The sequence below is a fragment of the Micromonospora sp. DSM 43699 genome (assembly GCF_055517075.1).
The window spans coordinates 13,914-37,357 of sequence record NZ_JBTMMT010000071.1 but is presented as its reverse complement, the minus strand read 5'-3'; the positions used below and the strand labels follow the sequence as shown (position 1 = coordinate 37,357).

Genomic DNA, 23,444 nt, shown 5'->3' with positions numbered 1-23,444 from the left:
GGAGGGGGAGGGAGGGAGGGGGAGGGTGTCGAACGTTCCTGCGGCCCGGGGGCGGCAGGGACGTCGGGGGTGTGCGGGGTCAGGCGGGAGTGCTGGCGGTGGGGGATTTGGTCGAGCCGGAACCACCGCTCGTCGAAGTACCCGAACCCGATCCTGGGGCGGATCCCGAGCCTGAGGATCCCGAACCCGTGCCCGAGGAGGAGGACGAGCCCGAGGAAGACGTGCCCGAGGAGGACTTGCCCGAGCCCGAGGAGTCCGTGCCGGAACCGGAGGAGGTGCTCTCCGACTTCGCGGCGCCGCTCTTGCCCTCGGCGCCCGAGGCCCGGGAGTCGGTGCGATAGAAGCCGGAACCCTTGAACACGACACCGACCGAGTTGAAGACCTTGCGCAGCCGCCCCTCGCAGGCGGGGCACTCGGTCAGCGGCTCGTCGGAAAACGACTGCACCGCCTCGAGCTGGTGGCCGCACGCGGTGCAGGCGTACTGGTACGTGGGCACGTTCTCCTCCGGATCTGGCACGGCCGATTGGCACTCGGCGTATTCGAGTGCCAATGGTGCGTCATGCGACCCGGGTTCGTCCAGCGGACGGGGACGATCGTCACCCCCCGGCACCCCACACCCGGCGGAGCGGACGCGGGTGTCGGAGCACCGCCCCGCCGTCGGGAGAGCGGGCAGGAGGACCGCCGGTCGACGGAGGCGGGGGCGCTCAGGGTGTGGCGGAGGGGGTCGTAGTGAGTGGGCGCAGGCCGTCGGACGGGGTGAGGGCCGCCCGCACCGGCCGGTCGTGCGGCTGGGCGGGTAGCGAGGAAAGGAGCTCGCCGTCGTGCAGCAGCGCCACGGTCAGGGTGGTCGCCGGCACCCGGGCCAGGGCCCGGTCGTAGGAGCCGCCGCCCCGACCCAACCGCATCCCGCGTCGATCGACCGCCAGCGCGGGCACCACCACCAGGGTCGCCCCGGTGATCGCCGTCCGGCCCAGGCGGGGACCGTCCGGCTCGCGCATGCCCCGACCGGCGGCGACCAGGGTGCCCGGCCCGGCGTACGACGCCCAGTCCAGGTCGAGATCGTCGCAAAGCACCGGCAGCAGCAGTTCCGCCCCGGCCGGTAGCGCGGTGCGGAGCACCTCGGGCAGGTCGGGGCCGCCCGGTTCCGAGCCGACCGGCACGTACCCGGTCATCCTGGTCGGGCGCAGGCGGCGTACCAACTCGGTCAGCTCGGCCTGGACGCGCATCGCGGCGGTGGCCCGCTGCGGCGCGGTGAGCGCCCGGCGGTGGGCGAGCAACGCGGCGCGCGTCTCGCGTTTCGCCGCATGGACGACTTCCGCTTCGGCAGAAAAATCGGGCACGCAACACTCCTGACGCAACGCTGTCAAATCGGTCGCTCTGTGTCAGCATCGCAGGAACGGGCCTGGGACTTCCGGGGGGACAGCGTTGACGCTACGCGGGCGGTTGACGGCGGCCTTTCTCACGGTGGTGCTCGGCCCGGTGCTGCTCGGCGCTGCCTTCGTCGGCACCACGCTGTCGACGGTGGACCGCAGCCGGTCCACCGAACGGCTGGGCCTGGCCGCGTCCGCCGTCCGTACCTCGATCGACGCGCTCTGCCAGCAGTTGCGGGCCGCCGCCGACGCGGTCGCCCTGCGCTCCGACCCGGCCAGCCGGGCGGGCGCGGCCGGCCAGGTGGTCAGCCGGGGGTTGGCCGCCGCCGTGCTGGTCACCGACGGGACCGGCGGCATCGCGTACGCCACCCCGGGTGGACCCCCGCCACCCTGGCAGGACTGCGCGGGCGTCCCGGTCGGCGGACCGGTCCTGGCCCTCAGCGCCCGGGTGGACCTGCGGGATCCGGCCGGCACGCCGCTCGGCGCGGTGGCCGCCGCCGAGGTGGTCGACCCGGCGTTCGTGGCCCGGTTGGCCGCCGCGACCGGCGTCGCGGTCACCCTCCTCGACGACACCGCCGGCCCCGGCCGGATCACCCACACCACCGAAGCCGACGGGGTACGCGAGGCGGTGCTCGCCGCCGCCGGCACGGTGGACGGCGACCGGGTCAGCGCGACCCCCGGCGGCCGGTACGTCCGGCGGCTCGGGCCGACCCCCGGGCAGCCGCTGCCGCTGATCCTCTCGGTGGACGGAGAACAGCCGTCGGGTCTGCCGGTCGTGCTGGTCGGGGCGGTACTGCTGGCCGCCGCGCTGGCCGTGCTGACCGCGTGGCGGCTGGCCCGGGTCACCACCCGGCCACTTGTGGAGTTGGCCGGGGCGGTGGACCGGGTGGCCCGGGGTGATCTGACCACCCGGGTGCCGGTGCGCAGCCGGGACGAGATCGGCCGGCTCGCCGCCGCGTTCAACCGGATGATCCGGGAGACCGCCGGGTACGTGACCGCGTTGACCAGCAGCCGGGACCAGCTGCGCGGCCATCTCGGGGTGCTCGGGGACACCCTGGCCAGCACCCACGACCTGCAACGCATTCTGCGGGTGATCCTGCACAGCGCGATAGCGGCGACCGGGGCGCGGGCCGGGGCGGTGCTGCTGCTCGACGACACCGGAATGCTCGTCGGGCAGTGCGCCGAAGGGCTGGCCGGGCGTTGCCCGCCGGGCACCGAGCCGGAGGAGTTGCGGGTGCCGGTCGGCGCGGGCGTGGTGGGCGCGGTCGCCGCCACCGGCGAGCCGCAGCGCGGTCGGCTCCCGGCCGGCCCGACGCCACCCGGCGAGCCGTGGTGCGAGACGTACGTGGCGGTGCCGTTCACCGTGCCCGGCGGGGACGCCGCCGGCCGGGCCCCGGCGGTCGGCGTGCTGGTCCTCTACGACCGGCCCGGCGCTGCCGAGTTCGACGACGACGACCTGGCCACCCTGCGGACCTTCGCCGGGCACGCCGCGGTGGCGGTGGAGAACGTCCGGGTGCACGAGGAGGCGCAGCGGTTGTCGCTGACCGACCCGTTGACCGGGCTGTGGAACTACCGCTACCTGCGCGAGTCGTTGCGTCGGGAGGTCGAGCGGGCCAGCCGGTTCGGCCGGATGCTCAGCATCCTCGTCCTCGACCTGGACCGCTTCAAGATCGTCAACGACAGCTACGGGCATGCCGCCGGGGACGCGGTGCTCGTCGAGTTCGCCCGCCGGGTCCGGGCCGAGATCCGTGAGGTGGACCTGGCCTTCCGGCAGGGTGGTGAGGAGTTCGTGGTGCTGCTGCCGGAGACCGACGCCCCGGGTGCGGCGACCGTCGCCGAGCGGCTGGGCGCGGCCGTGCGGGACACCCCGGTCGTGGTAACCGGCCATGCGGGCACCCCGACCACGATCACGGTGTCGGTCTCCATCGGCATCGCCGTCTATCCCGACCACGCCAGCACCGGCGCGGAGGTGCTGGACGCCGCCGACGAGGCGTTGTACGCGGCCAAGGGGGCCGGCCGCGACGGTTACCGGGTGGCGACCGCGCGGCCCCGACCGACGCCGGCAGCGGACGGTGCGGTCGAGGAGATCGCCGTACCGGCGGGGGCGACCAGCCCGGACGACGGCCTGCCCCGGGCCGGACCACCCGTCGAGCCGACCTGTGCCGACCAGCCACCCGCCCACCGGCCGCCGACCGATCGGGCTCCCGTCGACGACCTGCCGACCGACCTGCCGCCCGGCGAGCCGGCCGGTCGGCACGCCGTCGGCGCTCCCGGTGTGACGCAGCCGGGCGGCGCGTCTTGTGGTCCTCACCCGCCGCGGCAGAGCCGTGGCCGATAGTCTCGCGGCATGTCGGAGCACTCAGCGAACCCCTCAACGACCGCCGCGACCGGTCGCGCCCGTGCGGTCAAGGCCGTGATCCCGGCCGCCGGCCTCGCCACCCGGTTCCTGCCGGCCACGAAGGCGGTGCCCAAGGAGCTGCTGCCGGTGATCGACCGGCCGGTGCTCCAGTACATCGTCGAGGAGGCCGCCCAGGCCGGTATCGGTGACGTGCTGCTGATCACGGGTCGGGGCAAGACGTCGATGGTGGACCACTTCGACCGCCGCCCCGACCTGGAGGCCCGGCTGGAGGCCAAGGGTGACGCCGAGCGGCTGGCCGCGGTGAAGCGCCCCAGCGAACTGGCCGAGATCTACACCTGCCGGCAGCCGGAGCAGCTCGGTCTCGGCCACGCCGTCGGGTACGCCGAGTCGCACGTCGGCGACCAGCCCTTCGCGGTGCTCCTCGGCGACGAGTTCGTCAAGCCGTCCGAGCCGCTGCTGCCGGCCATGTTGGAGCTGCAGGCCCGCACCGGTGGCGTGGTGCTGGCGTTCTTCGAGGTCGACCCGGCCGAGACCAGGCGGTACGGGATCGCCTCGGTCGAGCCGGCCGAGGCCGAGCTGACCGACCTCGGCGAGGTCGTGAAGGTCACCGGCATGGTGGAGAAGCCCCAGCCGGAGGACGCCCCGAGCAACCTGGCCGTCCTCGGCAGGTACGTCCTGCCGGGGCGGATCTTCGACGCGATCCGGCGTACCGAGCCGGGAAGTGGCGGCGAGATCCAGCTGACCGATGCGATGGAGCTGCTGCGCGGCGAGGGCGTACCGGTGCACGCGATCGTCTACCGGGGCACCCGCTACGACACCGGCATGCCGCTGGGCTACCTCCAGACAGTCGTGCAGATCGCCGTCGAACGGGAGGACCTCGGTGCCGAGTTCCGGGCGTGGCTGACCGAGTTCGTCAACAACGGCGACCAGACGGTCACGGCGGCGGTCCTCGACGGGGTACGTGACGCGGCGGGCGGCTCCGGTACATGACCTCGACGGCCGACGCCGAGGCGGCCGCGAACGAGTTGACGCCGCTCGCCGACTACCTGGGCAGCGTGCTGCGCAGGTTACGCGCGCTGCCTCCGCTCGACCTCGACCTCACCCAGGCGTACGGCAACGTCCTCGCCTCGGACGTGGTCGCCCCGCACTCGTTCCCCGCCTTCGACCAGGCGGCGGTGGACGGGTACGCCGCGCGCTGGGAGGACCTCGTCGGTTACGGCCCGGTCCCCTCGCAGGGGCCGGGCCGCCCGGTCCGGCTCAACGTGGTCGGTGACCTCGGGGCGGCGAGCTGGCGTCCGGTGCGGCTCACCCCCGGTTCGTGCTTCTCGGTGGCGGCCGGTGCGCCGATGCCGATCGCCGCCGACGTGGTGGTGCCGGTGGAGTGGACCGATCAGGGCATGGCGGCGGTGGAGATCTTCCGCACCCCCAAGCGCGGGTACGGCGTCCGCCGCGCCGGTGAGGAGTTGCCCGCCGGCACCGTACTCGCCCGCGCCGGCACGTACGTCGCCCCGGCGCTGGTGGCCGTCTTCGCCGCCACCGGGATCGGGCACGTGGTGGTACGGCCCAGCCCCCGGGTGGTCATCGTGGCGACCGGGGACGAGCTGGTAGACGTGGGCCGGGGCAGCCAGCCCGGTCAGGTGGTGGACGCCAACTCGCACGCGTTGACCGCCGCCGCCGCCGAGGTGGGCGCGCTGGCGTACCGGGTGGGGATCTGCGACGACGACCCGGAGGGGCTGCGCGGCCTGCTGGAGGACCAGACCCTGCGGGCCGACCTGATCATCACCACCGGCGGCACCGGGACCGGCCCCGGCGACATGGTCAGGCGGATCCTGTCCCGCCGCGAGGGTGGCCGGGCCGGTCCGGTGACCTTCACCGACGTGGCGCTGTACCCCGGCACGGCGCTCGGGTTCGGTACCGTCGGCGCCGAGGAGGTGCCGGTGGTGTGTCTTCCCGGTGAGCCCGGTGCGGCGTTGATCGGCTTCGAGGTGCTGGCCCGGCCGGCGATCCAGCTGCTGGCCGGCGCGGAGCCGGTGTTCCGGCCGAGCGTACGGGCGCACCTGTTGGAGACCATCTCGTCCCCCGGTGGGCTGCGCGAGTTCCGGCCCGCGCACGTGGCCGAGCGGCGCGGCGGGGGCTACACGGTGCAGCCGCTCAGCGGTGGGCCGTACACCCTCTCCGGGCTGGCCGAGGCGAACGGCCTGATGGTGCTCGGTGAGCGGGTCACCACTGCGGCGGCCGGTTCCACCGTGGACGTGCTGCTCCTGGACCGGCGACGGTGAGCCGGGTCGGTGCGGTCGGCGTCCCGGTCGCAGACGGGAGGTCGGCGCGGTGAGCTGGTTCGGGCGGACGCCGGGGTGGCCGGTGGTGCTGATGGACGGTCCGGTGGTGCTGCGACCGTACCGGCGGTCCGACGCCACCGCCTGGTCCGCCGTACGCCGGGCGAACCGGGCGTGGCTGGCCCCCTGGGAGTCGCACCTGCCCGGCGGCTGGGACCAGGCCAACTCGCCCGCCGCGTTCCGTTACGTGCACGCCGACCAGCGGCGCTCCGCGCGTACCGGCGAGGGGATGCCGTTCGCGGTCTGCCTGCGCGAGGACGGGCAGGAGCGGCTGGTCGGGCACCTCAACGTGGGCAGCATCGTCCGCCGGGCGTTCTGCTCCGGATACGTGGGCTACTGGGTGGACTCCCGGGTGGCCGGTCGCGGGGTGATCCCCACCGCGATGGCGCTCGCCGTGGACCACGCGTTCGGTCCGGGCGGTCTGCACCGGGTAGAGGTGAACATCCGCCCGGAGAACAAGCCGTCCCGCCGGGTGGTGGAGAAGCTGGGCTTCCGCGAGGAGGCATACCACGTGCGCTACATGCACATCGACGGGGCCTGGCGAGACCACATCGGATACGCGATGACCAGCGAGGAGGCGGCTGCCGACGGCGGTCTGCTGGCCCGCTGGCACCGGCAGCGCCACGACGTCGGGTGAGTCGTCCCACGGACGGGATTCGGCGCGGCGTGCCGGCATCCCCGGTCGGTGGCCCGTAACCTCAAGTAACTGCAAGCTGCGGCAAGCGCTGCCGGCCGCAGGATCTGCGCCGAGAGTGAGATTTCGGGAAAGATCTTGCTGCTTCTCGGCGGTTGCCCCGAATTTCGGTGACGGGAGGGGTGAGGGTGCCGACCTCGGTGCTCCTCGCCGTCCTCGCCGCCGCCGGTCTGCTCGCCCTCGCCCCGGCGCTGGTTCGTCGGTACGACGCCACCGAGCGGCTGGTGGCGGAGCGGGCGCAGTCGACGGCGCGGGTGCTCCAGCGCCGCCGGCGGCGTCGTACTGTCCCCGGTCGGCGACCCGTCAACCAGCCCAGGGCGCTCGTGGTCACGCTGACCGAGGACGCCGCCACCGGGGAACTCGGCGCACCGGTCTCCGCGCCACCGGCCTCCGCCCGTGGTGCCGCCCCGCCGGTCTCCGACCGCCAGGCTGCCCGGTCGGCCGCCTCCACCCGCCGGTCCGGTCGGCTGCGCGCCGTGCCGCCCGCCTCCCGGCAGGCCCGTCGCCGGCCGCCCCCGCGTCGGCACCACACCCCGGCCGTCTACCGGCGACGCCGGGTGCTCGCCGCGCTGCTGCTGCTCAACTTCGTCGAGTTGGTCGGCGTGATCCTGGTCAGCCCCGGGTTCTGGATCAGCTTCTCGGTCACCGCCACCCTGCTCGCCGTGTACGTCGTACACCTGCGACGACGGGCGCTGACCGAGCGCCGCCGGCGGCGGCTGCGGGCCCGGGAGGCGGCCTGGCTGGCCGTCCGGCAGGCCGAGGTGCGCCGCGAACAGGCCCGTCGGGCGGCGGCCCGTCGGGAGGCGCAGCGTCGACTGGCCGCCCAGCGCGAGGCGGTACGCCGCACGGCGATGGGTCTCGACCGACCGACCGACCTGCCGGCGGCGGCCAGCGGGGGCGGCTCGGTGTCCTACCGCCGCTCCGGTGGCCTGCGCGGACGCCCCTACCAGTCCGGCCGCGACCCCCGCTGACCCCTCGCTTGCCCTCGGGGCGGGCTGCGCCCTTGATCGACTCATGTGGGCCGAAGCGGCGGTATCGGGGCGGGCCGGGTGGCGCTTCTTCGGCCCACCGGTGCGGCGCACCACCCGGCCCGTGCGGTGGGAGGGGTGATTCGCCCGGGGGGTGGGTGGGCTGTTAGTCTTGGCGCCGGCCCGCCCGGTGAAAGCCGGGTGGGACCGAAGCCGGCATGCCGGCGGAGGGGCTGTGGCGCAGTCTGGTAGCGCACCTCGTTCGCATCGAGGGGGTCTGGGGTTCGAATCCCCACAGCTCCACATAATCAAGGCCCTGACCAGCTTTCCTGCTGGTCAGGGCCTTGTCTTTCGGCTATGCGGTCACCAGCCCCCGCGTTCCGGCCCCCGGACGGGGTAAGGACGGCACCGCACCACCCGTGCCAGGGTCGGCCACGGGTCACGGTCGACGTGGTGTTCAGGGGAGGGTGAGGCCGTAGGCGGCGAGGATCTCGGCGATCGGCTGGTAGTAGGTGGTGCCACCGCTTGTGCAGTTGCCGCTGCCACCGGAGAGGATGCCGAGGATCAGCCCGGTCCCGGCGACGTAGAGCGGACCGCCGCTGTCGCCGGGCTCCGCGCAGATGTTGGTCCGGATCAGCCCGGACACGCTGCCCTCGGCATAGTTGACCGTCTGGTTGAGACCGGTCACCGTGCCGCACCGGACGCCGGTGGTGGAGCCGCTGCGGCAGACGGCCTGCCCGACGTACGCGGTGCCGACGCCGTTGACGGTGAGCAGGCCGGGATAGGTGTAGACGGCGCTCGGGTGGCTGACCGTCCCGGTGTAGCGCACCAGGCCGTAGTCGTTGGTGGGGAAACTGCTGCCGACGCGGCTGCCCAGCACGCTGCTCTGACCGCCGTCGGCGTACCAGGTCGTCGCGCCGGCGGTGCAGTGTCCGGCGGTGAGGAAGTAGTAGGTGCTGCCGCTGTGCACGTTCGCGCCCAGCGTGCAGCGGGCGCCCCCACCGTAGACGGCCTGCCCACCGGCGATGAGGATGCGCAACCGGCCGGGCTCGTGGCGCAGCTCCCCGCCGGCTCGGACGGCGGCGGCACGCAGTGCGCGTACCTGCTCGGGTGGGACGGTGTCGTCGACGGTGACCGTCAGCCGGCCGGTCGTCGGATCCGGGCCCCAGGTGGTGCCGACCGTCCGCACGTCCGGCAGTGCGGGCGCGGCGGCCGGTCCGGTGGCCCGGAGGTGCGCGGCCACTGGTTCGGTGGCGTTGGCGTGCACATCGGCCGGTGCGGGGGCGCCGGCGTGCGCGGCGGCCGGGGTCGCCGGCAGCAGGACGACGGCCAGGGTCAGGGCGGCGAGCGAGAGACGGCGCATCTCCCACCTCCAAGTCGATCGGTGAAGGTCGATGCATCAAGCATCCGCCGGTGCCGGCTCCGTTTCAAGGCCCGGCAGCGATCCCGGCCGGTGACCGGTTCGGGGTGGCGCAGCGGCGGGAACGGGCCGGCTCCCGCCAGGGGAACCGGCCCGTCACGGAACCAGGGAGGTCAGGGCTTCCAGGAGCCGGCCGCCTCGAACTTGTGCTGGTATTCGACCGCCCCCGACTTGTCGGCCACGTCGAACACCACCGCGCCGGAACGCTTGCTGCCGGCCCGGATGTTGCTGCCCGAGTCGAGCATGTCGCCGCCGCAGCCGGAGAGCGCGCCGGCCAGCCCGTTGACCGTGGTGCCGTCGTCCGCGACCCACTGGAAGTAGAACGGGTTGATCGACGCCGTGCCCTTGGTCACCGTGGCGGTGACGTCGGCGATCAGGTACATGCCCTTGTCCGGTGGCGGGGCGAACGAGCGGCAGCCCTTGGACGAGGTGGTGAAGCTCCGGACGGTGATCTCGATGGTCCCGTCGTCGTCGCTGATCACCAGCGTCTCGCCGGCCTTCAGGTTGAACGTCTCGTCGGTGGACGACGGTGCCGCCGAGGGTCGGTCGCCCGGCAGCGCCGGTGCCCTGGTGACGTCGGGGGTCGGCAACGAGCGCTCGAACTCCTCGGCCGCCTCGTCGGCCTTCTTGCCCCCGGCGACCACGGCGGCGACGATGCCACCACAGCAGAGCAGCAGCACCACGGCGACCACGATGCCGATGACGACCCAGACCTTCCGGCCGGACGAGGCGGCCGGCGGCGGCGGCGGGAACGGATAACCGGGCCCACCCGGACCGCCGGGCGGCGGATATCCGGCACCGGAGACCGGGGGGTAGCCCGGGGCGGGCGGCGGGTATCCCGCGCCCGACATCGGCGTGAAGCCGGCACCGGAGACCGGCGGCGGCGCCGCCCCCGGCTCGTACGACGGGTAGGGCTGCGGGGCTCCGGAGCCCGGCGGCGGCGCGTACGGCGACGGCGGCGCGTACGGGTCGGAGTAGGACGGTTGCGGTGGCTCGGGGACCGGGGGCAGGGCGGCGGTCGGGTCGACCGGGTGCTGCTGGCCGGGTGCCGACGGGAACGGCTGCGCCGCCCCGAGGGGCGGCTGGTGGGGGTCCTGCGGCCCGTAAGGGGGTTGGGGCTGGCTCACCGTACTCCTCGCACGCGTTTCGACTGTCGTAACTCTTGGACGCTAGTGGGTGGCGGCAAGGGCTCAGCGCAGGGGCAGCACGGCGGCGGTGCGGACCAGGTCGCCCTCGACCACGAACCGGCCGGTGACCAGCGAGGGCGGGTCCGCCACGGTGGCTGCCGACACCCGCGCCTCGTTGATCCGGGCGGTGAAGACGCCGGTGTCCGGGTCGAGTTCGACGGTGGCGTCGAGGAAGTCCAACCAGGAGCCGACCACGGGGTGCCACACCTTGTAGATGGTCTCCTTGGCGCTGAACACCACCACCGGCCAGTTCACCCCGGCCGGCAGCCGGGCCAGCCGGTCCTCCTCCTCGGGGCGCAGGATCAGCCGGCGTACCCCAGGGTTGAGTTCCTTGTGCCGCTCGGCGTCCATGCCGACTGCGCGCAGGTCGGTGCGGCGGGCGACCGCGGCGGCACAGTAGCCACGGGTGTGGGTGATGGTGCCGACCAGCCCGACCGGCCAGACCGGTGCGCGGTTCGGCGCGGCCGGGACCGGCGTGGCCGGCAGGCCGAGGGCGGTCATCGCCCGCCGGGCGCAGACCCGGCCGGCGGTGAAGTCCCGCCGCCGGCTCTCCACCGCCCGCTCGCCCAGCCCGGCCCGTTCCGCCGGCAGCAGCTCACCCACCCAGTCGGCTGTCTCGGCCACCGCCACCGAGACCGCCGCCGGCAGCAGGTCACGCATCAACCCACCCCATTCCGGTACGACCACCGCCGGCCCCGCTCGGTGAGCGGAACACCGTCCATGGCTGGTGAACGTACCGCAACCGGACGACACCGGAGGGTCCCGTGCCGCCGGCGCGAGGGTGGTGGCTGCGTGGCGGCGGTGGGTGGGCACTCGCGCCGGGCTGTCCCGGGCGGGCGGTGGTGCCGGCGGGCGGTGGCCGCCCCGATCCCGGGACGGCCACCGCCGGGATCAGGGGCGGCGCGGGCGGCGGGTCAGCGCGAAGCCGACCACCCCGGCGACGGCGGCGAGCGCGCCGCCGACGGCGCTCCACGCCCAGCGCGAGCCGAGCGCGGGCAGCCAGTCGCCGTCGAACCAGTCGTCGTCGGACTCGGCGGGGGTCGCCGCCGGCTCGCCGGTCAGCACCGTGCCGGCCCTGGTGTTCGGCACCAGCGGCGCCTTCAGCTCGCCGTCGTCGCGCGAGCCCTCACCCTCGGCGGAGACCAGCAGTTCCACGTCGATCGGCTGCCCCAGGTCGGCCTCGGGGAGGTCGGTCACGGACAACCGGACGAAGTAGGTGCCGGGCAGCGGGTCGGCCGACCACGGCTCCGCCCAGGACCGCACCTGGCGCAGCGTGCAGCCCAGCGCCACGCTGCCCGCGGAGGCGGCAACCGTCGGGGTCTGTGCCCCGGCCGTGCACGCCTGCCGGCGGCGCAGGCCGTCGAAGACCTCCACCGTCCAGGTGGACGCCCCGGTGCGGGCCTTCGGCAGGGACACCGTCGCGGTGATCTCGTGGCGTTGCCCCGCCGAGGCCGGGAACGACCAGTACAGGAAGTCGCCGGTGGAGGCGTCCACCCGGACCGGTTGACCGGCCGCGATGCCGGTGGCGGTGAGGAAGGACGTCCCGGCCCGGGTGACCGGGGTGGCGCCGGGGGAGGGGGTGGGTGCGGCGGTGGCCGCAGCCGGGGCGGCGAGCAGGGTCAGCCCGGCGGCGGCCAGGGCCGCACCGGTCCGGATGATCGGGGTACGCATCGTCAGTTCGTCCTCCACGTCGCCACCCACCAGCGGGTGAGCAGCCCGACGACCAGACCCGTGAGCAGCCCGGCCAGGGTGAGCAGGAGCAGCAGCACCCAGCCGCGGCCCAGGTCCGGCGCGGCCGGGGCGGGTGAGGAGTCGACCACGTCGATGGTCAGCTCGACCGGCATGCCCGGCTCGGCCCGGGTCCCCGGACGGGGGGCGAAGGCGTTGCTGACCACCAGGCAGACCGTGGTGGCCGGCACCGGCGCGTCGGTGGCCGACGGAGTGGGTGTCGCACCGTCCGCCGTCCCCGACCAGCGCAACCCCGCCGACACCACGTCGGTACGACCGCTGCCGGCGTCGACACCCCGGACGAGTTCCCGGCCGTCGGTGGCGGTGGCCCGCAGCAGTACCGCGTGGTCGGGGTTCACCGGCCGGTCCAACGCCACGCTGACCGAGGCCCGCAACTCCTGCCCCGGCCGGACGGGCACCCGGTACCAGCGGTGCTCGGAGAACGCCTCCCGGTCGGCGTAGACACCGGGGGCGAGCAACAGCGCGCCTGCGCAGTCCGTCCGGCCGGTCACCACGGTCGGGGCGGCGGTGTAGGTCTCCTTGGCCCGGTCGACGAGCTGCTTGATCCGGCCGGTCAGTTCGTCGGCGCTCTGTGCCGCCGTGTAGGTGCCGCCGGTCGCGGTGGCGATGCAGAGCAGCTGCCTGCGGACCTTGGCGTCCGGGGCCAGGCCGAGCGTGTCGACCACCAGCTTGGTGCCCTGGGCGGCCAGCTCGCGGGCCACCTCGCACGGGTCGGGCGGGGCGCAGGTGTCCTCGCCGTCGGTGATCAGCACGATCCGGCGGGCGGTCGTGCCGGTGCCGAGATCCCGGGCGGCGGAGCGCAGGGCCAGTCCGACCGGGGTGAAGCCGGTCGGCCGCAGCGTCGCCACCGCCGCCTTGGCCGCGGTACGGTCCACCGGCCCGACCGGCACGATCTGCTGGGTGTCCAGGCAGCCCTGTTTCTTGTCCTTGCCCCGATAGGTCGCGCCGAGCACCCGGATGCCGAGCTGGGTCTCCTGGGGCAGCGCGTCGACCACCTCGTTGAACGCCTGCTGGGCGACCGAGATCCGGCTGCGTCCGTCGATGTCGTTGGCCCGCATCGAGCCGCTCACGTCGAGCACCAGCTCGACCTTGGGCGGCTCGGCGGGCTCCTCGTCATCGGCGTGGGCCGGTGCGGGGCCGGTCAGCGCCGTCGCCGCCAACACTCCGATCAGGACGGCCGTCGATCGTCGTCTCGTGTTGATCACCGGGCGAAGTGTAGTGAGATCCACTATGGAGGTCCGCCCGGGATCGCCACGGGTGCGAGATGCCGGATCGCCGGGCAGTCGGGGTGGGCAGGATTCCGGGCAGCCGCCCCGGCCGAGCGGTCGGTGTGGGGCGCTCGGTCGAAGGTGGATGACTGTCCGTTAGATGCTATATGTAAAGCATTTGCCGCACGATGCATCGGTCGGAAATCTGACTCAAGTCGACCCGTTGTGCCCTTGGCGCAACGTGGTTAAGCTCTAACTTGCGCGCCCCAATCGCCCGCTTCCCCCGTGGCAGGCGATCGGGGCGCGCCCTTCTGCCGTGATTCTGCCGGATCCACTCGTGGAACATCTCCCGCGCTTCCGATCTCGGCTGCCCGTGCCCGTGCGGATTGGGCCGCGACAACGATCGATCCTCGCTGGCGGCGGTGATGTGGCGGCGGTGATGTCCGGAGTGCTCCTGTAGAGCTGATGACGAAAACGAATCAGCCATCCCGCCTCCGTGCGGCCGACAGCGAGCCCCTCGTCCCCCCACCTCCCCGGTTCCCCGTGCCCCGACCGGGTCGACCCGTGTCGCCGGTCCGATCCCGGTTCCCCGTGCCCCGACCGGGTCGACCCGTGTCGCCGGTCCGATCCCGGTTCCCCGTGCCCCGACCGGGTCGACCCGTGTCGCCGGTCCGATCCCGGTTCCCCGTGCCCCCACCGGGTCGACCCGTGTCGCCGGTATCCGCCGCAGGCTCCCCGCCTCGCCCGCCTCGCCCGTTCCTCTGCCGCCCCCACCCACCCGACGACGTGGTTCCACCTCGTGCCGGGCGTTCCCCATGGTCGATCATGGAGTTGTGGTGCTTCCAAAGGGTCTGAAAAGGTGCTGAACGACCACCACTACTCCATGATCGACGGCCGCTGGTGGTTCGGCGGATATGGGGTCTGGGTGGCGTGGTTGTTCGATGCGGCAGGGGGTCGGGCGCTCCGGGTGCGATGACTGGGGGGTGATTCGTTGACGTCATCAGCTCTGTAGCGAGTGCATGGGGGAACGGTCGCGTGCGTTCGCTGGCGGGCGACCTGCGACGAGACCGGTGAGGGTTGGCCGGCTTCCGATCCGGTTCGACAGCTCTCTTCTGGCATCCCGGTGGTACCGGGCTGCATCCCGGCGGGGCGGACGCGACGGACGGTGGTGGGCGGGTCAGGCTGACGGTTCGCGGCGATAAGGCGGTGGGCGGTGAGGCGGTGAGGCGGTGAGGCGGTGGGGCGAAGTCGGTCAGATCCAGCGGCCGTCCAGCCACATCCGGGCCGACCAGTCGTCGTACGGCAGGAGATTGCCCACGAAGATCGGATAGAAGTACGCGAAACAGAGCGCCACCAGCAGCACGTAGGCCCCGACGATGACCCCGCCGATCAGTCGCCGGTCTGCGATCTCCTCGGCGGTCGCCGCGTCGGCCTCCGCGACCATGACCGTGATGTTCGGCTCGACCGGTTCGCGGCTGCCCGACGTCGGGTCGTCCGGCCTGGGGTCGTCCGCTGCAGGACTGCCCGACGCGGGACTCTCCGACGCAGGGTTGTCCGACGCAGGGTTGCCGGGGGCAGGGTTGCCGGGGGCAGGGCTGCCGAGGGCGGGGTCGCCGGGGCCGGAGTTGGCCGGGGTGGCTCGGGCGGTGGTGGTGGGGGTGGCGATCGCACCGAGCACGTAGACCACCGCCAACACCAGGAACGGCAGCGCCGGGGCGGCGTAGAAGGAGAACATCGTCCGGCCGTCGAGGGCGTACCAGAACCAGGGCAGGAGACCGGCGGCAACGGCCACCAGGAACGCCCCGGCCCGCCAGTCCCGCCGCGCTATGCCGAGCCAGAGGGTGGCGGCCAGGGCCGGCAGGAACGACCACCAGAGCAGCGGCGTGCCCAGCAGCAGGATCTCCGACGCGCAGGTCGGTGCGCCGCACGCGCCGTCGCCGGACCAGTGGAACGCCACCGGCCGGCCCAGCAGCAACCACTGCCAGGGCCACGACTGGTACTTGTGCGCGGTCTCCAGGCCGGTATGGAACTCGAACGCCGCCTTGTGGTACTGGAACAGGTTGGTCAGCGCGCCGATGACCGGGGTGTCACTGAGCCCCGGGAGGTTCGGGTACCGGGCCGCGAGCCGGTAGTAGCCGTCGTCGGAGAGCAGCCAACCCGACCAGGTCAGCAGGTAGGTCCCGACCACCAGCAGCCCGGCGAGCACCAGCCAGGGCAGCTCGTCGAGGAGCGCGTCGCGCCACGGTCGGCGGACCCCGACCGACCGGCGCAGACCGACCTCCCAGAGCAGGGCCAGCAGCCCGAAGGCCGGCACGAAGTAGATCCCGCTCCATTTCACGGCGCACGCGCAGCCGAGCAGCACCCCGGCGAGCAGCCGCCACCAGGGCCAGTTCCGCCAGCCACCGGCGGGGCGACCGGCCCGGCCGGCGACGGTCGGGTCGAGGCCCTCGTCGAGGGCGCGGGCCCAGCGTCGGCGGCGGGCGTCCCGGTCGAGCACCAGCGCGCCGAAGGCGGCCAGTATGAACAGCGGCAGGAAGATGTCGAGCAGCGCGGTGCGGGAGAGCACCAGGTGGAAGCCGTCCAGGGCGAGCAACAGGCCGGCGGCGCAGCCGAGCGTGGTGGAGCGGAACATCCGGCGGGCGATCCGGGTCAGCATCAGCACCGTGAGGATGCCGGCCACCGCCGAGCTGATCCGCCAGCCGAACTCCGGGGCGGTGGTCATCAGGTGGCCCGGCACGGAGATGTTGGTCTCCGCGTCCTGGTAGCCGAAGGCCCACTCGCCGAGCCCGATCAGCCACTTGCCCAGCGGCGGGTGGACCACGTACGACGGACCGTTGTCCTTGTAGTTCCACTCGACGCCCTTGTCGATCAGGCCGTAGCCGTCCCGGGCGTAGTAGATCTCGTCGAAGATCTTGCCCTTCGGGCTACTCAGCCCGAGCAGGCGCAGGACGGCGGCGATCGCCACCACCACGGCGGTGGCGATCCACGAGTTCACGTCCAGCCGGGTCTCGACGGTGGCGAGCCGGCGACGGACGATCGCCGGCACGCCACCTCCGCCGCCCTCGGGAGGGGGTGCCTCCGGGTCGGTCCGGTCCGCGCTCGCACTCTGTGCTGTCGACGCACTCGTCACCCGGCGATCGTAGGCTGCGGAGGTGCCCGGTGGCGCCCGTCGTCCCCGAGATTGGTACGACTATCGATGAAGGAGCACGCCTCGTGGGCGAAATGTCCGAAGTTGGACGGCTGATTCTGCTCGGTGCGCCGCTGGGCAACCCGGCCGACGCGTCCACCCGGCTCCGCGAGGCCCTCGCCACCGCCGACGTGGTCGCCGCCGAGGACACCCGCCGGCTCGCCCGGCTCGCCCGCGACCTCGACGTCACCGTCGGCGGGCGGATCGTGTCCTACTTCGAGGGCAACGAGGAACGGCGTACCCCTGAACTGGTCGACGTGCTCCGCGAGGGCTACCTGGTCGCGCTGGTCACCGACGGCGGTATGCCCAGCGTCTCCGACCCGGGATACCGGCTGGTCACCGCCGCGCTCGACGCCGGCGTGCCGGTCACCGCCGCACCCGGCCCGAGCGCCGTCACCACCGCCCTGGCCCTGTCCGGGCTGCCCTGCGACCGGTTCTGCTTCGAGGGCTTCCTGCCCCGTTCGCCCGGCGGCCGGCGGGCCCGGCTCCGGGCGCTGGCCGACGAACCGCGCACCCTGGTCCTCTTCGAGGCCCCGCACCGGATCGCCGCCGCACTGGCCGACCTGGCCGCCGCGTTCGGTGCCGACCGGCCCGCCGCGCTCTGCCGGGAACTGACCAAGACGTACGAGGAGGTCGTCCGTCGACCGCTCGGCGAACTGGCCGACTGGGCGGCCCGGGGCGAACCGCGCGGCGAGATCACCCTGGTCGTCGCGGGGGCGCCGGAGGCACCCGCCGAGCGTCCCGACGACGACACGCTGCGGGCCCAGGTGGCCGACCGGGAGGCCGCCGGGATGTCCCGCCGGGACGCTATCAGCGAGGTGGCCACCGGGTACGGGCTGCGCCGCCGGGACGTCTACACCGTCGTGCACCGCTGAGCCGTGGTACGCGCGGTGGCATGGCCGCGCGTGCGGCCCGTGCCGGTGGACCGCGAAGCGCGTCGGTCGGCCCCGGCTCACCAGGCGGCGACGAGGAAGCCCAGGGTGATCAGCGCCGGCCCGGCGTACCCGCCGCCGGTCGCCCAGCGGCGCTGTCTGGGGTCGGCCAGCAGGGTCGCCCCGGTCCACCGGACGATCCCCGCCCCGCAGCCGGCCACCGCCAGCAGGCCGAGCAGCCAGCGCAGATGCCGGCCCACCCCGGTGTCCACGTACGCGGTCTCCGCGCGCGCTCCGGTCACCCGCGCCGGCAGCACCGTGCCGGTGGCGGTGCGTTCGGCCGGCACTCCGCTGACCCGTACCCCGTGGGTCAGGAACCGGTCGCCGTCGGCGGCGAAGATACCCCGGCAGCGCTGGGTGAGCCCGCCACCCGAACAGTCGGTGATCATCACCGTCCCCGCCGTGGAGTGCCCGACCGCCAGCCAGAGCGGCCCCGCGCTCACCCAGGCGAAGAACGTCGCCACCAGGCTCAACGTCAGCAGCACGGCGAGTCCCCGGACCGGGTCCGGCGGATGGGCGACGCGGGCCGGACGACGTCGGCGCGGTACGCGGAGCCGCTGCTTCGGCTCCTTGCGCAACGGGGTGCCGTCCCAGTGCACCTGCTCGATCGGTGCCCAGAAGAAGGCGTCGTCGTCCTGCGGGGTACCCCCGGGCGGGCGGTGGCTGCGCGGCTGGCGTACCGGAACCCGCTGTGGCACCGCGTCGACCGGTGCCCCGGTGGTCGGCTCGACCTCGACTGTCGCCTCGGCGGGCCCGGGGCCGGGTCGTCGCTGCGGGGCGACGGCGGCCCCGCGCGGCCCCGGGCCGTCCCCGGGACCCGGGCGCGGTCGCCGGGTGCCCGCCGCCGACTCGTCGTGCCCCGATCGTCCGCCCGTCACGACAGCCATTGGACACCGGGTCGCCCTCGGTGCCGGTGAGCTGACTCCGCGTGTCGGCCGACAATTCGGGTGTACGGCGGATTTCCGTCGGCGCGGTGTGCTCCCCCCTATTGGTTCGCGGGCACCCCGCGCGGGTCACTAGGCTTGCTGGTCATGAGTCACGTTCTCGCCGCGGTCGCCTGGCCCTACGCCAACGGTCCGCGCCACATCGGCCACGTGTCCGGCTTCGGCGTTCCCTCCGACGTCTTCGCCCGGTACATGCGGATGGCCGGCCACGACGTGCTCATGGTCTCCGGCACCGACGAGCACGGCACCCCGATCCAGGTGCAGGCCGACGCCGAGGGGGTCACCCCGCGCGAGCTGGCCGACCGGTACAACCGGGTGATCGCCGAGGACCTGTTGGCGCTGGGCCTGTCCTACGACCTGTTCACCCGGACCACCACCCGCAACCACTACGCGGTGGTGCAGGAGCTGTTCACCGGGCTGCACCGCAACGGCTACATCGTCCCGAAGGTCACCACCGGGGCGATCTCACCGTCCACCGGGCGGACCCTGCCCGACCGCTACATCGAGGGCACCTGCCCGATCTGCGGCTACGACAGTGCCCGGGGCGACCAGTGCGACAACTGCGGCAACCAGCTCGACCCGATCGACCTGATCGACCCGAAGTCCAAGATCAACGGTGAGACGCCGGAGTTCGTGGAGACCGAGCACTTCTTCCTCGACCTCCCCGCCCTCGCCGACGCGCTGCGCCAGTGGCTGGACACCCGGGAGGGCTGGCGGCCCAACGTGCTGCGTTTCTCCCGCAACCTGCTCGACGACCTCCAGCCCCGGGCCATCACCCGGGACCTGGAATGGGGTGTGCCGATCCCGCTGGAGGGCTGGCAGGACCGGGGCGACAAGCGGATCTACGTCTGGTTCGACGCGGTGATCGGCTACCTGTCCGCGTCCATCGAGTGGGCCCGGCGCACCGGCGACCCGGAGGCGTGGCGCAGGTGGTGGTCGGCCGACGGGGAGGGCAAGGACGCCCCGGCCTACTACTTCATGGGCAAGGACAACATCGTCTTCCACTCGGTGATCTGGCCGGCGCTGCTCGGCGGCTACTCCGGGGCGGGCAGCCGCGACGGTCAGCCCGGCGAGCTGGGCCGGCTCAACCTCCCCACCGAGGTGGTCTCCAGCGAGTACCTGACCATGGAGGGGCGCAAGTTCTCCTCGTCCCGCAAGGTCGTCATCTACGTCCGCGACTTCCTGGCCCGCTACGACGCCGACGCGCTGCGCTACTTCATCGCCGTCGCCGGGCCGGAGAGCAACGACACCGACTTCACCTGGGCCGAGTTCCTCCGCCGCAACAACGACGAACTCGTCGCCGGCTGGGGCAACCTGGTCAACCGCTCGGTCTCCATGGCGGCCAAGAACTTCGGCGCGATCCCGCCGGTCGACCCGGCCGGGCTCACCGAGGCCGACGAGGCGCTGCTCGCGGTGGCCCGCGCCGGGTTCGCCACGGTCGGCGACCTGATCGCCCGGCACCGGCAGAAGCAGGCCATCGGCGAGGCGATGAAGGTCGTCGCCGAGGCCAACCGGTACCTGTCCGAGCAGGCCCCCTGGAAGCTCAAGTCCGAGGCCGACAAGCCCCGGATGGGCACCATCCTGCACGTCGCCCTCCAGGTGATCAGCGACGCCAACACCCTGCTCACCCCGTTCCTGCCGCACTCCGCCCAGCAGATCCACGAGTTGCTCGGCGGCACCGGGGTGCACGCCCCGATGCCGGTGCTCGAAGAGGTCGACGACCTCGACGGCGGGCCCGGCTACCCGGTGCTCACCGGGGACTACACGGTCGGCGCGCGCTGGGAGTCCGTACCGTTGCAGGCCGGTCGGCCGCTGGCCGCGCCCAAGCCGGTCTTCCGCAAGCTCGACCCGTCGATCGTCGACGAGGAACTGGCCCGGCTGGAAGGCTGACCGGCCCGCGACGGCCCCGGGGGTTCCCCCGGGGCCGGGTCGGCGGTACGTCAGGCGCGGGCCATCGACGGTGCGCCGATGAACTCCATGAGCGCCTTGTTCACCTCGGCCGGGTGGGTCCACGGAATGCCGTGCGGCGCACCCTTCAGGGTGACCAGCTTGCCGTTGGGCAGCATCGGCGCCAACCGCTGACCCGTCTTCGGGTACGGCAGCACGTTGTCCTTGTCGCCCTGGATGATCAGCACCGGGACGTCGATGTTCGGCACGTCGCCCCGGAAATCGGTCTGCCAGGCGTCCACCGAGTCGTGGGTGCCCTTGGCCGACGCCTGCGCGCCGATCTGCCAGTGCGCCCGGTACGCCTCCTCGCTGACCCATTTGCCCTTGTTCTCGCTGTAGTTGAAGAACGTGTCGCAGAACTGGGTCAGGTAGGCGAACCGGTCCGCGACGATCGCCTGCTGGAACCCGTCGAAGAGGCTCTTCTCGACGCCCTCCGGGTTGTCCTTCGTCTGCAACAGGTACGGCGCCAGCGGCGCCATCAGCACCGCCCGGTCCACCCGGTTCGACCCGTACGCGCCGAGGTAGCGGGTCACCTCGCCGGTGCCCATCGAGTGGCCCACCAGGATCGCGTTGCGCAGGTCCAACTCGGTCATCAGCACGTCGAGGTCGGCGGCGAAGGTGTCGTAGTCGTACCCCATCGCCGGCTGGGCCGAGCTGCCGAAGCCCCGCCGGTCGTAAGTGATCACCCGGTACCCGGCCGCGAGCAGCGGACCGGACATCTTCTCCCAGGTCGCCCCGTTGAACGGGAAGCCGTGGATCAGCACGATCGGCTGACCCTGCCCGTGATCCTCGTAGTAAAGGTCGATAGGGGCGGAATTCTCCGTACCCACGGTGATGAAGGGCATGATCTTCTCCTGATCCGTCGGTGTCGGACCCGCCGCGCTTTCCCCGGCCGACCACCGTTATGCCCTCAGTGCGCGTACGGCAGATCCACCACCCGGTCGTCGGTCACCTCGACGGCCGGCGCCCACGTCTCGTACACGCCCCGTTCGTGGCACTGCGCCCCGGTGTCGCGCACCGCGTCCGGATCGGGGCGACACAGCCGCAGCCGCAACCAGCCACCCTCCTCCCGGAGCACCAGGCAGGGCACGCCCCGCCACCGGGCGTACCGCAGCCGCCGGGCCACCTGGTCCACCGGATACCGGGCCGCCCGGGTCATCGCCAGCACCCGGAACCCGCCCGGCAGGTCCGCCACCGCCTCGTACTCGTCGCCCGCGTACCCGCCGACGAGCTGGGTGGAGCGCGGCACCTCGCCGGTCGGCACGTACTCCTGGTCGGGGGAGAGCCCCGGCACCGCGGCCAGCAGGTGCCGCCACTGCGGCCCCACCATCCGCAGCCAGCCACGCTGCTCCGCCTGGTAGCTGTAGAGCACCACCTCGGCACCCTCGGCGGTGTACGCCAGCAGGCTGGCGTTGGCCGGCATCGGCAGGTCGGCGAAGTCCCGGGTGACGAACTCGGGGATCAGCTGCGCCGAGCTCGGCACGAACCCGGTGCCCAGCACCGGTGGACCGAGCCGGTCGTGCGGCGGCAACCCCAGCAGGCCACGGTGTGCCTCGCCGACCGGGACGTCGTAGTCGCCCGGGTCGGCGGCCCGCCAGCGCAGCGCGTACCCGATCTCGCTGCCGTCGCCGCTGGTGCCGTCGCCGCGCAGCACCGCCAGCGCGGCAGGTGTCCGCAGGTGTGCCACGTCGTGCTCGCGGTAGCAGAAACCGTGCGGCAACCAACCCCGCACGTACCCGGCGAGCTGCCGGGCGGAGAGCACCTTGACCATCCGGGTGCCGCGGCGCAGCACCGCCGACCCGCGCACGGCGGCCAGCGTCGGGTCGCCGGCCGCCGTCGGCTGCTGGCTGAGCCGGTGCACGTACGACCAGCCCCGGTCGCGGTGCACCGGCATCAGCAGCGCCGCCTCCGGCTCCTCCACCGGCTCGCCGGCCCCCCGGACCTCGGTGACCTCGGTCACGTGCACGAACCGCCGCCACGGCCAGGCCGAGCCCGGTCGGGGCGCCCACTCGAAACCGGTCGCCGCCTCGGCACTGAACAGCTCGTAGGCCGCGCCCCGGGCCAACTCCTCCGCCGGATGGACCACCCCGCCGTACGTCACACGCAACCCGGTCCGCGCGGAGGCGGCGTCGCTGGCCCGGTCGGTGACACTCATCCCGGCGAGGGTAAGCCGGCCAGGTGCCGGCCCGGTGAACAGCCGGTGGCGTCCGGGGGACGCGCCGCAGCCCGGGTGTGTGATGCTGGCCGCGATGACCGAGCCGACCGAAACCCGCAAGCAGCGCGCCGCCCGCCGGGCCGGCGAGTTCCCGCCCGCCCCGCCGCCGCTGCCCCGTCCCGTGCTGGACAGCCACACCCACCTCGACATCACCGTCGCCGAGGCCGGGGCGCCCGGCGGGGGCGACCCCGCCGACCCGGTGGCCGCCGCGATCGAGGTGGCCGCCGCCGTCGGCGTGGACCGGCTGGTGCAGGTCGGGGTGGACGTCGAATCGTCCCGCTGGGGGGCCGACGTCGCCGACCGGTATCCGGCGGTGCTCGCCACCGTGGCGCTGCACCCCAACGAGGCCCCCCGGCTGACCGACCTGGACGCCGCGCTGCGCGAGATCGAGACGCTTGCCGCCCGGGACCGGGTCCGGGGCGTCGGTGAGACCGGCATGGACTTCTTCCGCACCGGCGACGACGGCCGGGCCGCCCAGGAGGAGAGCTTCCGGGCGCACATCGCCATCGCCAAGCGGTACGGCAAGGCCCTGGTCATCCACGACCGGGACGCCCACGCCGACGTGCTGCGGATCCTCGACGACGAGGGCGCCCCGGACACGGTGGTGCTGCACTGCTTCTCCGGCGACGCCGACTTCGCCCGCGAGTGCGTCCGCCGGGGCCACCTGCTCAGCTTCGCCGGCACGGTCACCTTCGGCAGCGCCACCGGGCTGCGCGAGGCCGCCGCGCTCACCCCGATCGACCAGCTCCTGGTGGAGACCGACGCGCCGTACCTGACCCCGATGCCGCACCGGGGCCGGCCCAACGCGTCGTACCTGATCCCGCTGACGGTGCGGTCACTCGCCGAGACCACCGGGGCCGACCTCGACGAGCTGTGCGCGGCCATCTCCGCCACCGGGGACCGGGCCTTCGGCCCGTGGTGAACGCCC

The 23,444-nt window shown here is 73.6% G+C and carries 18 protein-coding genes, 1 tRNA gene and 2 pseudogenes; 9 read left to right on the top strand and 12 right to left on the bottom strand.

Going from position 1 to position 23,444, the window contains the following annotated elements; translation table 11 throughout:
* Nucleotides 1–79 precede the first annotated feature (79 nt).
* Entirely contained in the window at nt 80–550 is a 471-nt protein-coding gene (locus AC0AIB_RS26195) for an FmdB family zinc ribbon protein (protein WP_465097685.1), read from the bottom strand.
* A gap of 154 nt (nt 551–704) precedes the next feature.
* Nucleotides 705–1,340, bottom strand: a complete 636-nt coding sequence (locus AC0AIB_RS26190; protein WP_328340347.1) for a 5-formyltetrahydrofolate cyclo-ligase — start codon at nt 1,338–1,340, stop codon at nt 705–707.
* Nucleotides 1,341–1,425: 85 nt separating this feature from the next.
* On the opposite strand from AC0AIB_RS26190, the gene AC0AIB_RS26185 reads away from it, so the two are divergent.
* From AC0AIB_RS26185 to AC0AIB_RS26160, 6 genes are all read left to right on the top strand, one after another.
* On the top strand, nt 1,426–3,708 hold the full coding sequence (locus AC0AIB_RS26185; RefSeq protein WP_328340345.1) for a sensor domain-containing diguanylate cyclase: 2,283 nt from the start codon (nt 1,426–1,428) through the stop codon (nt 3,706–3,708).
* Between the two features lie 9 nt (nt 3,709–3,717).
* A complete protein-coding gene (locus tag AC0AIB_RS26180; protein WP_328340343.1) occupies nt 3,718–4,719 on the top strand; it encodes a UTP--glucose-1-phosphate uridylyltransferase in 1,002 nt (333 codons plus the stop codon).
* Nucleotides 4,716–6,008: a molybdopterin molybdotransferase MoeA gene (locus tag AC0AIB_RS26175; RefSeq protein WP_088647610.1), complete on the top strand. Its 1,293-nt coding sequence runs from the start codon at nt 4,716–4,718 to the stop codon at nt 6,006–6,008. Before AC0AIB_RS26180 ends, AC0AIB_RS26175 begins: the two co-directional genes overlap by 4 nt.
* A 91-nt stretch (nt 6,009–6,099) precedes the next feature.
* Nucleotides 6,100–6,702: a GNAT family N-acetyltransferase gene (locus tag AC0AIB_RS26170; RefSeq protein ID WP_442930847.1), complete on the top strand. Its 603-nt coding sequence runs from the start codon at nt 6,100–6,102 to the stop codon at nt 6,700–6,702.
* A 179-nt stretch (nt 6,703–6,881) separates the two neighbouring features.
* The gene (sepX, locus tag AC0AIB_RS26165) at nt 6,882–7,730 is read left to right on the top strand and encodes a divisome protein SepX/GlpR (RefSeq protein WP_465097684.1); all 849 of its coding nucleotides are present in this window, start codon (nt 6,882–6,884) and stop codon (nt 7,728–7,730) included.
* A gap of 226 nt (nt 7,731–7,956) precedes the next feature.
* Nucleotides 7,957–8,030: transfer RNA gene (locus AC0AIB_RS26160), tRNA-Ala, on the top strand.
* A 154-nt stretch (nt 8,031–8,184) separates the two neighbouring features.
* Here AC0AIB_RS26160 and AC0AIB_RS26155 read toward each other — a convergent pair.
* The 7 genes and pseudogenes from AC0AIB_RS26155 to AC0AIB_RS26125 all read right to left on the bottom strand — a co-directional run.
* Entirely contained in the window at nt 8,185–9,090 is a 906-nt protein-coding gene (locus AC0AIB_RS26155; protein WP_328340334.1) for a S1 family peptidase, read from the bottom strand.
* Between the two features lie 170 nt (nt 9,091–9,260).
* Nucleotides 9,261–10,274, bottom strand: a complete 1,014-nt coding sequence (locus AC0AIB_RS26150; protein ID WP_465097683.1) for a DUF4352 domain-containing protein — start codon at nt 10,272–10,274, stop codon at nt 9,261–9,263.
* Between the two features lie 63 nt (nt 10,275–10,337).
* Entirely contained in the window at nt 10,338–10,994 is a 657-nt protein-coding gene (locus AC0AIB_RS26145; RefSeq protein ID WP_328340330.1) for a 4'-phosphopantetheinyl transferase family protein, read from the bottom strand.
* Between the two features lie 231 nt (nt 10,995–11,225).
* Nucleotides 11,226–12,005: a peptidase gene (locus AC0AIB_RS26140; protein ID WP_328348938.1), complete on the bottom strand. Its 780-nt coding sequence runs from the start codon at nt 12,003–12,005 to the stop codon at nt 11,226–11,228.
* A gap of 2 nt (nt 12,006–12,007) precedes the next feature.
* The gene (locus tag AC0AIB_RS26135; RefSeq protein WP_465097682.1) at nt 12,008–13,288 is read right to left on the bottom strand and encodes a VWA domain-containing protein; all 1,281 of its coding nucleotides are present in this window, start codon (nt 13,286–13,288) and stop codon (nt 12,008–12,010) included.
* Between the two features lie 1,255 nt (nt 13,289–14,543).
* A pseudogene (locus tag AC0AIB_RS26130) lies at nt 14,544–14,819 on the bottom strand (hypothetical protein); the annotation flags it as partial.
* 126 nt (nt 14,820–14,945) lie between these two features.
* A pseudogene (locus AC0AIB_RS26125) lies at nt 14,946–16,421 on the bottom strand (dolichyl-phosphate-mannose--protein mannosyltransferase); the annotation flags it as partial.
* Nucleotides 16,422–16,513: 92 nt separating this feature from the next.
* Between AC0AIB_RS26125 and rsmI the strand changes: the two are divergent.
* Nucleotides 16,514–17,353, top strand: coding sequence for a 16S rRNA (cytidine(1402)-2'-O)-methyltransferase (gene rsmI / locus AC0AIB_RS26120; protein WP_442930581.1), 840 nt, complete (start codon nt 16,514–16,516; stop codon nt 17,351–17,353).
* Between the two features lie 77 nt (nt 17,354–17,430).
* Here the strand turns inward: rsmI and AC0AIB_RS26115 are convergent, their stop codons facing one another.
* Nucleotides 17,431–18,297: a hypothetical protein gene (locus AC0AIB_RS26115; RefSeq protein ID WP_442930580.1), complete on the bottom strand. Its 867-nt coding sequence runs from the start codon at nt 18,295–18,297 to the stop codon at nt 17,431–17,433.
* A 144-nt stretch (nt 18,298–18,441) separates the two neighbouring features.
* Between AC0AIB_RS26115 and metG the strand changes: the two genes are divergently transcribed.
* The gene (gene metG / locus AC0AIB_RS26110) at nt 18,442–20,244 is read left to right on the top strand and encodes a methionine--tRNA ligase (RefSeq protein WP_328340320.1); all 1,803 of its coding nucleotides are present in this window, start codon (nt 18,442–18,444) and stop codon (nt 20,242–20,244) included.
* A 50-nt stretch (nt 20,245–20,294) separates the two neighbouring features.
* Here metG and AC0AIB_RS26105 read toward each other — a convergent pair whose 3' ends face one another.
* Together AC0AIB_RS26105 and AC0AIB_RS26100 are read right to left on the bottom strand one after the other, a co-directional pair.
* Entirely contained in the window at nt 20,295–21,146 is an 852-nt protein-coding gene (locus AC0AIB_RS26105) for an alpha/beta fold hydrolase (RefSeq protein WP_328340318.1), read from the bottom strand.
* 65 nt (nt 21,147–21,211) lie between these two features.
* Entirely contained in the window at nt 21,212–22,456 is a 1,245-nt protein-coding gene (locus AC0AIB_RS26100; protein ID WP_328340316.1) for a hypothetical protein, read from the bottom strand.
* Nucleotides 22,457–22,538: 82 nt separating this feature from the next.
* Between AC0AIB_RS26100 and AC0AIB_RS26095 the strand changes: the two genes are divergently transcribed.
* Nucleotides 22,539–23,438: a TatD family hydrolase gene (locus AC0AIB_RS26095; protein WP_465097686.1), complete on the top strand. Its 900-nt coding sequence runs from the start codon at nt 22,539–22,541 to the stop codon at nt 23,436–23,438.
* The last annotated feature ends 6 nt before the right edge of the window (nt 23,439–23,444 follow it).